The organism is Rhodococcus sp. DMU1 (assembly GCF_012272955.1).
Lineage (GTDB): Bacteria > Actinomycetota > Actinomycetes > Mycobacteriales > Mycobacteriaceae > Rhodococcus > Rhodococcus aetherivorans.
The window spans coordinates 4210271-4223665 of sequence record NZ_CP050952.1 but is presented as its reverse complement, the minus strand read 5'-3'; the positions used below and the strand labels follow the sequence as shown (position 1 = coordinate 4223665).

Here is a 13395-nt window from a genome sequence, read left to right as displayed (position 1 = left end):
GACCGTTGCGTCGGGCGGGGGGTGGGAAGCCCGGTGCGTAGTTCAGCAGGTCCCGGTGACGGCCACCCCGTCGAACCGCTCGCCGAGGAACTCGAACGCGTCCGGCAGGCCGAGCACCGCCGCCGACATGTGGTCGGGGCTCGGTGTCTCGACACGGCGTACCGGCGCACCCGCGGCGCAGTAGCGGTCGAGCGTGGCGTCGATGGCGCCCACCGGGATGAGTGCGTCGGTGGGGCTGTGCCATTCGAACACCGGCACGGTCGGCACGCCCGGATACAGCTCGAGGCTGTTCTCCTCCGCGACGGCGACCGCGTCGGCGTCGTCGGCCAGGCGGGCGTTGGTGCTCACCTGCCGCAGGCTGCCCCCCGCGCCGCGCGCGAGGATGTCGTTGGTGCAGGCATTGGCCAGCGCGTCACGCATCTCCACGCCCGCCGGGGTCAGGTCGGCGCTGATCCGCATCCGTTCCGGATATTCCCGTTCCAGACCCAGCGCGGCGGCGAACGCGAGACCGAAGGCGGGGTGCGGGATCTCGCCGAGAGCGTCGGCCATCTTGCGGATGTTCATCGGCACGCCGCCCATCGCCGCACCCACCAGGTTCAGCTCGGGGGCGTAGGTCGGGGCCAGCGCCGCGGCCCACCCGGTGGCCATCCCACCGCCGGAGTAGCCGGCCAGCGCGACAGGGCTGTGGGCGAGCTGGAGTTCGGGGACCCGCTGCACGGCGCGGATGCCGTCGAGGGTGATCTGCCCGCCGAGGCGCGCCGCGCCGTAGGCGCTGTTCGGCCCGAGATGGTCCGGGATCGCGACCGTCCAGCCCCGCCGGAGAACGAGGTTGAGGGCGGGGGCTTCCCGGACGGCGAGGTTCGGGTCGCTCGCCCACAGCGTCTGCGACGGTGCGCAGTGCGTGCCGAGGGCGTTGATGACGTGCTGGAACGACAGCAGCGGGCCGTCCGGGGCCTTGCCGACGGGGGCGAGGACCGTCGTCACCGCGGGGATCGGGTGACCGGCCGAATCCGTCGACCGGAAACGCACCTGCCACGCCTCGACGTCGACGATGCCCGGCGGCGCGGGCACGCGCCGCACCTCGAGCGCATCGCCGGCGGAGGCGACGGCGATGTCGGCGGCCGCGCGGTAGAACGGGTCGGCCGGTGGCGCCGGGTAGACGGGTGTGGCCACGGCGGTTCCGGCACCGGCGACCGCGGCGCACGCCGCCACCGCGCCCGCCACCGCATTGCGGATTCCCCGACCGAGCCGTCCGGCCACGTCCCCCCACCTTTCCAGCGCACCGACCGGTGCCGTTCCTCGAAACCAGTGATCCCGGCGAAGCCTAGGCGACCGATTTGCGAAGGTTCACCCGACCCCGCCCTCTCCGCGATTCGTCGCCACACCGACGCCGGTAGGGGCGTAGCCTCGGCAGCATGTCGGCGGCGATCTCCGTGGAACAGCTCGTCAAGTCGTTCGGAACCACCCGCGCTCTCGACGGCCTCGACCTCGAGGTCCGCCGGGGCGAGGTACACGGGTTCCTCGGCCCGAACGGCTCCGGGAAATCCACCACCATCCGCGTCCTGCTCGGGCTGCTGCGCGCGGATTCCGGCCGGGCCGAACTGCTCGGCGGCGACCCGTGGCGCAACGCGGTGGACCTGCACCGGCGGCTCGCCTACGTGCCCGGCGAAGTCAATCTGTGGCCCAATCTCACCGGTGGCGAGGCGATCGATCTGCTCGCCGGCCTGCGCGGCGGCATCGACGAACGCCGCCGAGCCGAACTGCTCGAACGCTTCGAGCTCGACCCCACCAAGAAGGCCCGCACGTACTCGAAGGGCAACCGGCAGAAGGTCGCGATCGTCGCCGCGCTCGCCTCGGACGTGGAGCTGTTCCTGTTCGACGAGCCCACCTCGGGCCTGGACCCGCTCAAGGACGAGGTGTTCCGGGACTGCGTCCGCGAGGCCGTCGCCGACGGGTGTTCGGTGCTGCTGTCGAGCCACGTTCTCGCGGAGGTCGAGGCGCTGTGCGACCGGGTCACCATCATCCGGCAGGGCCGCACGGTCGAATCCGGCACGCTGACCGAACTGCGGCACCTGACCCGCACCTCGGTGGTGGCCGACACCGTGCGCCCGGTGGCCGGGCTGGACACGATGCCCGGGGTGCACGACCTGCAGGTGGACGGGTTGCGGGTGCGGTGCGAGGTGGACACGGCGTACATGGACCCGGTGCTGCGCGAGCTGCTCGGCTTCGGCATCACGTCGCTCACCAGTACCCCGCCCACCCTGGAGGAGCTGTTCCTGCGGCACTACGGCGACGAACTGCCGGGCGAGCACATCCACCTGCCCGGCGAGCGGCTCGCGCACGGCCGGCCGGCCGCCGGCGAGGGAGCCGGCGCATGAGTGCCGCCTTCGTCGGTACCGGCCGGCTGGTACGCCTGGCGGTGCGCCGCGACCGCGTGCAGCTGCCGGTGTGGCTGGCCGCGATCACGATCGTCTACGCGATCTCGGTGTCGAGCCTGAAGGGGCTCTATCCGGCGCAGGAAGACCTGCACCTCATCGCCGTCAGCTCCGCCGTGTCCCCGGTGGTGCTGGCCACCAACGGCCTGGTCTCCGGCGACAGCCTCGGAGCGGTCGTCGCGGCCCAGACGCTGCTGTTCCTGGCGCTGGCGGCGGGCCTGATGAGCACCATGGCCGTGGTGCGGCACACCCGGCAGAACGAGGAGACCGGCCGCGCCGAACTGGTCGGGGCCAATGTGGTCGGTCGGCGGGCCCTGCTCACCGCCGCCCTGATCGTTGTCGCCGCGGCGAATGTCGCGCTCGCGTTGCTGCTCACGGTCGTCTCTCTCGGTTTCGGACTGCCGCTGTCCGGATCTCTGGCGCTCGGAGCGGCCACCGGGGCGGCCGGTGTCGCGTTCGCGGCCGTCGCGGCCGTGACCGCGCAGGTCGCCGAGGGCGCCCGGGCCGCGAACGGGCTGGCAGGCGCGGCGCTGGGGGTCGCGTTCCTGCTCCGCGCCGTCGGCGACAGCGCGGGCACCGTCGACCCGGGCGGGGTCAGCGTCACGAGCATGTGGCTGTCGTGGCTGTCACCGATCGGGTGGGCGCAGCAGATCCGGCCGTACGACGTGGACGCGTGGTGGATCCTGCTGCTGTTCGCCGCATTCACCGCCGCGACGACGTGGACCGCGTACGTGCTGACCGGCAGGCGGGATCACGGAGCCGGGTTGGTGCAGCCGCGGCCGGGGCCGGACCGGGCGGCGACGTGGCTGCCCACCGCCGTGGGTTTCGCGTGGCGGGTGCAGCGCACGACGCTGATGTGGTGGGCGCTCGGCATTGCGGTCCTCGCCGCCACCTACGGCAGTGTCGCGAACGAGATGGACAACTTCCTCGACGAGGAGGGTGCCGTCGCCGACATGATGAAGCAGCTCGGCGGCGGGGCCGAGGCGATCACCGACGCGTACTTCGCGATGATCTTCCTGATGATGGCGTTGTTCGCCAGCGGATACGCGGTGCAGGCGGTGCTGCGGATGCACGGGGAGGAGACGTCCGGCCGGGTCGAGCCGGTGCTGTCGACGGCCCTCGGGCGGGTGCCGTGGATGCTCGCGCACATCGCCGTGGTGACGGTGGGAGTGATTGTGCTGCAGGTCGTCACGGGCGTCGCGTTGGCCGTCTCCTACGGAATGACGATCGGCGACATCACCGGTCCGCTCGGCAATCTGCTGCCCGCCGCGCTGGCGTTCGTGCCGGCCGTGCTCCTGGTCGGCGCGATGGCGGTGCTGTGTGTCGGGGTGGCGCCGCGCCGGGCGTCGAGCGTCGCATGGGGCGTCTTCGCCGTGTGGTTGATCATCGGGCAGCTCGGCGCCCTGCTGGACCTGCCCCAGGCGGTGCTGGACCTGTCGCCGTTCGTCCACGTCCCGGCCCTGCCGGCCGCGGACATGCGCCCGCTGCCGCTGCTGGTGCTGCTGCTCGTCGCCGTGGCGACCGCGACGGCGGGTGTGAGCGCGATGCGCCGCCGCGACCTCGTCGTCCAGTGACCGCCCGCGGCGGCGACCGAATGTCACATCGCGGCGATCCGACTGCCGCGATGTGACATTCGGTCACTGCGGAGGAGGCCGACTCGGGATCAGCGCGCGTCGAGCACCAGCCAGCCGCCGTGGTGCTCGAACGCCTCGAACGCGAGACCCGTGGATTCGCCGAGTGTGCGCAGGGCGGGCAGGTCGAAGGTGCGCACGTGGCCGTGGCAGGCGGTGGCCTCGTCCTCGAACGGCACCGCGATCACCACGCGCTCCCGGGCGATGCGCAGCGCCTCCGCGACGACGGCCGCACCGGTCGCGGCGTCGACGTGTTCGAGCAGATGGATTGCGGTGACGGTGTCGGCGCTGTCGTCGGGAACGGGCACGTGGGCCGCGTCGCACACGACGGTGTCCACCTCGAGGCCCAGTCGCGGCGCGACGGCGTCGAGCAGGGTCATGGTGCCGGGCAGGATGTCGGTGGCGGTCACGGCGATCCCGGCGCGCGCCAGGCGCAGGGGGAGGAATCCGAAGCAGGAGCCGAGATCCAGCACGCGGCCGCGGACGAGTTCGGCGGCCTTGTCGTGGATCGGGGCGAACCCGGCGGTGCCGTCCAGCAGTTCGGTGAGCGAGTTGCGGTAGTAGGTGACCCACGCGTCGAGGGCGTCGGGCAGGGTGGAGCGCACCAGCCCGACCATCGTCAACTCGAACTCCTCCTGTCCGAGGTCGCTGCCGGCGATCGACGCGGTGACCCCGGCGACGAGACGTTCACTCAGGTCGTCGGGCCCGAGCGAGTGGGTCACGTGCAGCCGGTCGCCCTCGCGGCGCAGGGCGATCGGGCCCGAGCTCACCTTCTCGACGGTGACGTGGGCGTGGGACCACCGGCCGGGCGGGCAGGGGGCGAGTGAGTCGAGCACAGTCATTGCAGCGCAGCCTTTTTCGAGGAGGGGGAGGCGTCGGGACCGTCGGGCGACGGGACGGCCGCGTCGAGGCCACTGTAGAGGGCGCGCATGCCGGCGGACAAGAGTTCCGGCAGCGCGAGCGAGTCGTCGGCGAGCCACTGCTCGTACGCCGCCATCGCCACACCGAGCACGAGATAGCCGACGGTGCGCGGGAAATGGTCGTCGGCGGCGGCGCCGACGCGACGCGCGACGTACTCGGCGATCACCCGGCGCCAGCCCTCGTACATCACCACCGAGTACGCCTGCAGCGCCGGTACCCGCAGGATCAGGTCCATGCGGTCGCGGTGCAGCGCTGCCTCGGACTCGGGGAAGGTGTTGAAGTCGAGCAGCGCCGAGGTCAGCGCCTCGGCGAGGGGGACGTGGCCCGGCAGCGCGTCGAGGTGGGCGCGCATCTGTTCGAGGTGGCCGTCGAAGTCGCCCCACGGCACCGCGTTCTTGGACGGGAAGTACCGGAAGAAGGTGCGGCGGGCGATTCCGGCGGCTTCGGCGATCTGGTCGACGCTGGTCTCGTCGAATCCCCGGGCGCGGAACAGTTCGATCCCGATCGCGCTCAGTCCCTCTCTCGTGGTGGAGGGGCGGCGACCTATCCGAGCGGACGGTTTCCGGCGGCTACGCATGGTGTGAGCCTTCCATGGGTGACATTGTGCACTCGATGCCATTACAGTGGTGAACCGAGTCACAGCGCAACGGGTCTGTGACGCCGGGCTCCGCTCGTGGAGTCCCCATCCGAGGAGGTAGTTGATGTCCGATCGTGACAACACCGTCGTCGAGTCCGACCTGGTCGAGGAGTCCCTCGTGGAAGAGGTGTCCATCGACGGCATGTGCGGCGTGTACTGATCGTGTCCGCCGACGCCGCCACCACAGTGTTCGACGCGCAGAAGGTCGACTCGGCAGGGTTCGATCCGGATACGACGTGGAGGCTGCACCCGCAGGTAGCGCTTCGCCCCGAGCCGTTCGGGGCGTTGCTCTACCACTTCGGGACCCGCAAGCTCTCGTTCCTGAAGAACATCACGATCGTCGAGATCGTCGAATCCCTGCACCAGCATCCGTCCGTGCGGGCCGCGCTCGCCGCGCACGGAATCGACGAGTCGGCTGCACGTCCGTACCTGCGGGCGCTGGCCACCCTGGCCGACTCCCACATGATCGTGCCGGCCTAGACCCCGCCGGTCCCCCTCCCGCCCGCCCGCCCCACCGACGAGGACGCAGCCCATGACCTCTGTGCTCGAATCCGCCGCAGTACGAGAAGCTTCCGGCCCGCCCAAGGTCGGCCGCCTGGTCGACCAGTTCGAGAAGGGTCTCGACGCCCCGATCTGCCTGACCTGGGAGCTGACCTACGCCTGCAACCTGTCGTGCGTGCACTGTCTGTCCTCGTCCGGCCGGCGTGATCCGCGCGAGCTGACCACCGAACAATGCAAGGCGATCATCGACGAACTGCAGCGTATGCAGGTGTTCTACGTCAACATCGGCGGCGGAGAGCCGACCGTGCGCTCGGACTTCTGGGAGCTGGTCGACTACGCCACCGAGCACCAGGTGGGCGTGAAGTTCTCCACCAACGGCGTCAAGATCGACAAGAAGGTCGCCGCGCGTCTCGCGGCCTCCGACTACGTCGACGTGCAGATCTCCCTCGACGGCGCCACCGCCGAGGTCAACGACGCCGTGCGCGGCCCCGGCTCGTTCGCGATGGCCGTGCGTGCCCTCGAGAACCTCGCCGAGGCCGGATTCCGCGACGCGAAGATCTCCGTCGTCGTGACCCGGCACAACGTCGACCAGCTCGACGAGTTCAAGGCCCTGGCCGACCAGTACGGCGCGACGCTGCGCATCACCCGCCTGCGTCCCTCCGGCCGTGCCGTCGACGTGTGGGACGACCTGCACCCCACCCACGAGCAGCAGCGGCAGCTCTACAACTGGCTCGTCGCACACGGCGAGGGTGTGCTGACCGGCGATTCGTTCTTCCACCTGTCCGCCTTCGGTGGCAGCGACGGCGCCGGTGCGCTGCCGGGGCTGAACCTGTGCGGCGCGGGCCGGGTGGTGTGCCTGATCGACCCCGTGGGCGACGTGTACGCCTGCCCCTTCGCCATCCACGACAAGTTCCTTGCCGGGAACATCCTGTCCGACGGCGGTTTCCAGCAGGTGTGGCAGCACTCCGAGCTTTTCACCGAACTCCGGTCGCCGCAGACCGGCGGGGCCTGCAGCAAGTGCACCTTCTACGATTCGTGCCGCGGCGGCTGCATGGCCGCGAAGTTCTTCACCGGTCTGCCGATGGACGGGCCAGATCCCGAATGCGTCCAGGGCTACGGCGAATCCGCGCTCAGCGCCGACCGCACCGTGCCCAAGTCCAGCGTCGACCACTCGCGCACCGGTGAGCGCCGCACCCCCCGCGCGCCCGTCCCGTTGCAGCTGATGGTGCGCCCGCCGTCGCGGGCCTGCGACGAAAACCCGCTCGCCGGAATGCAATAGCCGGCCCCGTTCGTGCAAGTAGGAGAGGCAGATCCATGTCCAAGGAATGGTTCGAAACCGTTGCGGTCGCGCAGCAACGGGCGAAGAAGAAGCTCCCCAGGTCCGTCTACGGTGCCCTCGTGGCCGGCTCCGAGAAGGGCATCACCGTCGAGGACAACCTGACGGCATTCGGCGAGCTCGGCTTCGCCCCGCACGTGGCGGGGTTGTCCGACAAGCGGGAGATGGGCACCCACGTGATGGGTCAGGACATCGCCCTGCCGGTGGTGATCTCCCCGACCGGCGTGCAGGCGGTGCATCCGGACGGCGAGGTCGCCGTCGCCCGTGCCGCCGCGGCCCGCGGTACCGCGATGGGGCTGAGCTCGTTCGCGAGCAAGTCCATCGAGGAGGTCGCCGCGGCCAACGACAAGACCTTCTTCCAGATGTACTGGGTGGGCAGCCGCGACGTGCTGGTCCAGCGGATGGAGCGGGCCCGCGCCGCCGGCGCGAAGGGCCTGATCATGACCCTGGACTGGTCGTTCTCCAGCGGCCGCGACTGGGGCAGCCCCGCCATTCCGGAGAAGATGGACCTCAAGGCCATGTTCCGGTTCGCCCCCGAGGGCATCCTGCGGCCGAGCTGGCTGCTCGACTGGGCGAAGACCGGCAAGGTGCCGGACCTGACCACCCCGAACCTGACCCCGCCCGGCGGCAGCGCCCCGACGTTCTTCGGCGCCTACGGCGAGTGGATGGGCACCCCGCTGCCTACCTGGGAGGACGTGGCGTGGCTGCGGGAGCAGTGGGGCGACGCGCCGTTCATGCTCAAGGGCGTCATGCGGGTCGACGACGCCAAGCGCGCCGTCGACGCGGGCGTCACCGCGATCTCGGTGTCCAACCACGGCGGCAACAACCTCGACGGCACGCCGGCCCCGATCCGGGCGCTGCCGGCGATCGCCGAGGCGGTCGGCAAGGACATCGAGGTGCTGCTCGACGGCGGCATCCGCCGCGGCAGCGACGTCGTCAAGGCCCTCGCCCTCGGCGCCAAGGCCGTGATGATCGGCCGCGCCTACCTGTGGGGCCTCGCCGCGAACGGGCAGGCGGGCGTGGAGAACGTCCTCGACATCTTCGCCGGCGGCATCGGGTCCGCGCTCATCGGCCTCGGCAAGACGTCGATCCACGAGCTGACCCCCGACGACATCGTCGTCCCGCCGGGCTTCCGGCGCGACCTCGGAATCTGAGCGGTCCACCTGCCGATGGGCACCCTCACCGAACCGATCACCCTGGCCGGACGCCACGCGCCGGCCAGGGTGCTCTTCGGGCCGCACGAAACCAATCTCGGTGTGGGGAGGACCTTTTCGTCCGAACACGTGGCGTACTACGAGCGCCGCGCGCGCGGTGGCGCGGGGGTGCTCGTGACCGAGGTCGCCTCCGTGCACCCGCACGACCAGCCCTACGAGCGGGCACCCCTGGCCGCGGAGTGCGGTCCCGGATGGGCCGCCGTCGTCGCCGCCTGCCGGCCGCACGGCACCCTGGTGCTGGCCGGCCTCGGCCACGCCGGGCTGCAGGGCTCGAGCGCGTGGACCCAGGCACCGCTGTGGGCCCCGTCGCGGGTGGCGGACCCCGCGGTCCGGGAACTGCCCATGGAACTCGGCGACGACGAGATCGATGCGGTGATCGAGGGATTCCGCGCCGCCGCCGCGGTCGCGGTCGCCGCCGATGTCGACGGGATCGAACTGGACGCCGGGCCGACCGCGCTGCTGCGCCAGTTCCTCTCGGGCCTGACCAACCGGCGCACCGACCGCTACGGCGCCGACCGGTCGTTGCTGTTGCGGCGGGTGGTCGCGGCCGTGCGCGCCGAACTCGGCCCCGGGCGGATCCTTGCGCTGCGCCTGAGCTGCGACGAGGAGGCGCCCTGGGCCGGCATCACCCCGGAGCACGCCGCCGCTCACGCCCGCGACCTCGCGCCGGACCTGGATCTGCTCACCGTCGTGCGAGGCGGCCTCTACGCCCCCGGCGCGTACCGGCCCGACGCGCACACGCCGGCCGGGTTCAACGCCGGACTGTGCCGCGCCGTCCGTGACGCGGTGGCGGGCGCCGTCCCCGTCGTCCTGCAGGGCAGCGTCGTCGACCCCGCCGCCGCGCAGCGCGCCCTCGCCGAGGGGGTGGGCGACCTCGTCGAGATGACCCGCGCGCAGATCGCCGATCCGGACCTCGTCACCGCCGTGCGCGAGGGCCGCTCGCCCCGGCCGTGCGTGCTGTGCAACCAGGCCTGCCTGGTGCGCGACTTCCGCAATCCCCGGGTCGGCTGCATCGGCAACGCGGAGGCCGGGCACGAGACGCGCGCGCCGCAGCCTCCGGCCGCCGCCGCGCGGGACGTCCTCGTGGTCGGTGGGGGTCCGGCCGGGCTCGAGGCCGCCCGGGTCCTCGCGGAGCGCGGTCACCGGGTCCGCCTCGTCGAGCGCGCCGGACGCGTCGGCGGGATGCTGCGCACCGCGGCGGTGGGCACGGGACGCGACACGCTCTCCGCGCTCGTCGACTGGCTCGAGGCCCGCTGCCGCGCGCTCGGCGTGCGGATCGACACCCGTCGTGCCGTCACCGCCGGCGAACTCGAGGACGCCGTGGCCGCGGGCGAGGCCGTCGTGCTCGCCACCGGCAGCCGGGACCGGCCCCCCGAGTACCCGGCCGAGGAGGGCCACTACGTCACCGCAGCCGGCCTGCTGGCCGGTGGCCCGATCGCCGTGCGGCCGGTCGTGGTGTGGGATCCCGTCGGGGGTCCCGTGGCGGTGGGTATCGCGGAACAGCTTGCCGCCCAGGGCTATACCGTCTCGTACGCCACGACGGACCCGATCGCCGGGTCGCGGCTCGCGCCGACGGGCGACCTGGTCGCGGCGAACACCCGGCTGCAGCGGGCCGGGGTCGCCCGGCACCTCGGGGTCACGGTGCGACGGGTCGGCGCCGACGCGGTCGAACTCGAGCACCGGCTGACCGGGCGGCGCACCGACGTCGCCGGCGCGCTGCTCGTCGACTGCGCCCCGGGGCTGCCGGAGGACACCCTGTACCGCACCGGGCTGACACGGATCGGCGACTGCCTCGCGCCTCGAAGTGTCCACCAGGCGGTACGGGAGGGTCACACGCTCGGATCCGAACTGTAACCTGTTGCAGACTGCTGCGGATCGGAAGGATCGACGAATGGGCGAGTTCGACGGCAAGGTCGTGTTCATCACCGGCATTGCGCGCGGTCAGGGACGCAACCACGCGATCCGGTTCGCGCGGGAGGGCGCGTCGATCATCGGCGTCGACATCGCCGGTCCCGTCTCGGAGTACAACTCCTACGCCCCGGTCACCGAAGCCGACTTCCACGAGACCGTCCAGCTCGTCGAGGCCGAGGGGGCGAAGATCCACGCGCGCATCGCCGACGTGCGCGACAGCGCCGCCCTGAAGTCCGTCGTCGACGACGGCGTCGCCCAGTTCGGCCGCCTCGACGTCGTCGTCGCCAACGCGGGCATCTGCAACTGGAACCGCTTCTGGGAGATGCCCGACGAGCAGTTCGAGGAACTGATCGACATCAACCTCACCGGCGTCTTCAAGACCCTCAAGGCCGCCACGCCCGCCATGATCGAGGCCGGCAACGGAGGGTCGATCATCGTCGTGAGTTCCGTCGCCGGGCTGAAGGCCATGCCCGGCCAGGCCAACTACGCCGCCGCGAAGTTCGGCCTCGTCGGCCTGACCCAGAGCGCCGCCAAGGAGCTCGGCGAGTACCGCATCCGGGTCAACTCCATCCACCCGTACGGCGTGAACACCCCGATGGGCACCGACCAGGGCGCGCTGACGCTGTTCGAGAAGTACCCGCACTGGCTGCCGAGCTTCGCCCCGATCCTCACCGAGAAGCCGATCGCCGACGTCGACGACATCACCGAGGCCGTGCTGTATCTCGCGAGCAACCGCGCCCGGACCGTCACCGGCAGCCAGATGGCCCTCGACCAGGGGAACTCGAAGGTGTGAGCGAAACCTGCTCCGCCGGACCGCACCCACGGCTGGCCGCCCCGCTGCGGCTCGGCCCGGTCACGCTGCGCAACCGGGTGGTGTTCTCCGCGCACCTGACCAACTTCGCCGAGGACGGGCTGCCCACCGCGCAGCACGCCGCGTACTACGCGGCGCGGGCCGGCGGTGGAGCCGGGCTGATCGTCTCGGAGGAGCACACCGTGCACCCGACGGACCGGCCCTACGAGAAGCTGATCCGCGGGTACGACCCCGCGGTGGTGCCCGGGTACCGGCGGATCACCGACGCCGTGCACGCCCGCGGCGGGCGAATCTTCGCCCAGCTCAACCACAACGGCGCCCAGGGCTGCGGCATGTACACCGGCCTGCCGCTGTGGGCGCCCAGCGCCGTGCCCGACCCGCTGTTCCGGGAGGTGCCCAAGGCGCTCGAGGAGCACGAGATCCGCGACCTCGTCGAGGGGTACGCCCGCGTCGCCGAGCACTGCCGTGCCGGCGGATTCGACGGGGTCGAACTGCAGTGCTCGCAGGCGTCGATCGTGCGGCAATTCCTGTCCCCGGGCACCAACCTGCGCACCGACCGGTACGGCGGACCGCTCCGGAACAGGGCGCGGTTCCTGCTCGAGGTCGTCGGGGCACTGCGCGCGGCGGTCGGGTCCGACCTGGTCGTGGGAGTCCGCCTCAGCGGGCACGACGGCACCGACGGCGGGATCACCCTCGACGACGCCGTCGCCGTCGCCGCCATGATCGAAGACAGCGGGCACGTCGACTACCTGAACACCTCGATCGGCGTGGCCACCGAGACGCTGCACCTGATCGAGGCGTCCATGGCCACGCCCCACGGCTACGCGTTGTTCGTGCCCGACGCGATCCGGCGGCGGGTGCGGCTGCCGGTCGTCGGCGTCGGACGCTTCACCACCCCCGCCCAGGCCGAGGCGGCCCTCGCCGAGGGGCGCTGCGACCTCGTCGGCGTCGTCCGCGGCCAGATCGCCGACCCCGACTTCGCCGCCAAGGCTCTCGCCGGCGACGACGAGGCCGTGCGTCCGTGCCTGGCCTGCAACCAGGAGTGCATCGGCCGGGTAGGGCTCGGCCGGTGGATCGGTTGCGTGGAGAACCCCCGCGCCGGCCGCGAGGCGCAGCTGCTACCCGATCCGGCGGTCCCCGGCCGGCGCGTGCTGGTCGTCGGTGGCGGACCGGCCGGCCTGCGCGCCGCCGCGACCGCCGCGCAGCGCGGGCACCGGGTCACCCTGTGCGAGCGCACCCCCGCCCTGGGTGGTCAGATCCGCACGGCCGCCACCGCTCCGGGCCGTGGCGAACTCGCCGGCATGGTGGACAGCCTCGAGGTCGAATGCCGCCGCGCGGGCGTCGATGTGCGTATCGGCGTGCACGTCGATGCCGCCTTCGTGCAGGAGCACCGACCGGACGCGGTCGTCGTCGCCACCGGGGCGCGCCCGCGGCGCCCGGACTGGGCCGGCGACACCGCGCTCGTCGTCGACGTCCGCGACGTGCTCGACGGCCGCGTGTCCCCGCAGGGCGACGTCCTCGTCGTCGACGACCTCGGCTTCCACCAGGCGACGTCGGTGGCCGCACTGCTCGCCGGCCGCGGCGCCGCGGTCACGGTCTGCACGGCCGGGATGATCGTCGGACAGGACCTCGGCCTGACCCTCGACATGGAGGACTGGACCCGCCGGGCACACGCCGAGGGCATCGCGCAGCTCACCGACACGCTCGTCACCGCCGTCACCGAGACCGGCGGCAGGCTCGACGTCGCGCTGTGGCACCACCCGACCGCCGTCGCGCACACCCGCACGGTGGACGCGGTGGTCGTGGCCACCCATCAGGCCCCCGTGGACGATCTTTGGGTAGCGCTGCGCGACAGTGCCTTCCACGTCGTGCGGATCGGCGACGCGGTCACGCCGCGACGGGCGCACGCCGCGATCGTCGAGGGGGAGCGGGCGGCGGTGGGGCTGTAGCCCGGTGCGTCCTTTGGGCGGCAGGAGCAACCCAAAGGACGCACCGGCC

The 13395-nt window shown here is 72.1% G+C and carries 12 protein-coding genes; 9 read left to right on the top strand and 3 right to left on the bottom strand.

The window, feature by feature from the left end; all coding sequences use genetic code 11:
* Window positions 1-42: 42 nt before the first annotated feature.
* Window positions 43-1260, bottom strand: a complete 1218-nt coding sequence (locus HFP48_RS19170; RefSeq protein ID WP_168579881.1) for a lipase family protein — start codon at window positions 1258-1260, stop codon at window positions 43-45.
* Between the two features lie 155 nt (window positions 1261-1415).
* On the opposite strand from HFP48_RS19170, the gene HFP48_RS19165 reads away from it, so the two are divergent.
* Together HFP48_RS19165 and HFP48_RS19160 are read left to right on the top strand one after the other, a co-directional pair.
* Window positions 1416-2378 (top strand): ABC transporter ATP-binding protein, encoded by a 963-nt coding sequence (locus tag HFP48_RS19165; RefSeq protein WP_006932880.1) that lies wholly within the window; start codon window positions 1416-1418, stop codon window positions 2376-2378.
* Window positions 2375-4009 (top strand): anibiotic ABC transporter, encoded by a 1635-nt coding sequence (locus HFP48_RS19160; RefSeq protein WP_168579880.1) that lies wholly within the window; start codon window positions 2375-2377, stop codon window positions 4007-4009. The genes HFP48_RS19165 and HFP48_RS19160 overlap by 4 nt, the downstream gene beginning before the upstream one ends.
* 89 nt (window positions 4010-4098) lie before the next feature.
* Here HFP48_RS19160 and mftM read toward each other — a convergent pair whose 3' ends face one another.
* Window positions 4099-4908, bottom strand: coding sequence for a mycofactocin oligosaccharide methyltransferase MftM (mftM, locus tag HFP48_RS19155; RefSeq protein ID WP_050035574.1), 810 nt, complete (start codon window positions 4906-4908; stop codon window positions 4099-4101).
* Window positions 4905-5564 carry a mycofactocin system transcriptional regulator gene (gene mftR, locus HFP48_RS19150; protein WP_050035573.1) on the bottom strand — a complete coding sequence of 220 codons (660 nt, stop codon included), beginning with the start codon at window positions 5562-5564 and terminating at the stop codon, window positions 4905-4907. Before mftR ends, mftM begins: the two co-directional genes overlap by 4 nt.
* Before the next feature lie 124 nt (window positions 5565-5688).
* On the opposite strand from mftR, the gene mftA reads away from it, so the two are divergent.
* The 7 genes from mftA to HFP48_RS19115 are packed head-to-tail and all read left to right on the top strand — an operon-like array spanning window position 5689 to window position 13346.
* Window positions 5689-5784, top strand: a complete 96-nt coding sequence (gene mftA / locus HFP48_RS19145; RefSeq protein WP_065922321.1) for a mycofactocin precursor MftA — start codon at window positions 5689-5691, stop codon at window positions 5782-5784.
* Between the two features lie 26 nt (window positions 5785-5810).
* Complete coding sequence (gene mftB / locus HFP48_RS19140) at window positions 5811-6104, top strand: mycofactocin biosynthesis chaperone MftB (protein ID WP_235431229.1); 294 nt, start codon at window positions 5811-5813, stop codon at window positions 6102-6104.
* A 52-nt stretch (window positions 6105-6156) separates the two neighbouring features.
* Entirely contained in the window at window positions 6157-7404 is a 1248-nt protein-coding gene (gene mftC / locus HFP48_RS19135; RefSeq protein WP_006930977.1) for a mycofactocin radical SAM maturase, read from the top strand.
* 35 nt (window positions 7405-7439) lie between these two features.
* A complete protein-coding gene (gene mftD, locus HFP48_RS19130; protein ID WP_006930976.1) occupies window positions 7440-8615 on the top strand; it encodes a pre-mycofactocin synthase MftD in 1176 nt (391 codons plus the stop codon).
* A 15-nt stretch (window positions 8616-8630) separates the two neighbouring features.
* Window positions 8631-10529, top strand: a complete 1899-nt coding sequence (locus HFP48_RS19125) for a mycofactocin system FadH/OYE family oxidoreductase 1 (RefSeq protein WP_006930975.1) — start codon at window positions 8631-8633, stop codon at window positions 10527-10529.
* Window positions 10530-10566: 37 nt separating this feature from the next.
* Complete coding sequence (locus tag HFP48_RS19120) at window positions 10567-11379, top strand: mycofactocin-coupled SDR family oxidoreductase (RefSeq protein WP_050035571.1); 813 nt, start codon at window positions 10567-10569, stop codon at window positions 11377-11379.
* On the top strand, window positions 11376-13346 hold the full coding sequence (locus HFP48_RS19115; RefSeq protein ID WP_161996440.1) for a mycofactocin system FadH/OYE family oxidoreductase 2: 1971 nt from the start codon (window positions 11376-11378) through the stop codon (window positions 13344-13346). The genes HFP48_RS19120 and HFP48_RS19115 overlap by 4 nt, the downstream gene beginning before the upstream one ends.
* Window positions 13347-13395: the final 49 nt, after the last annotated feature.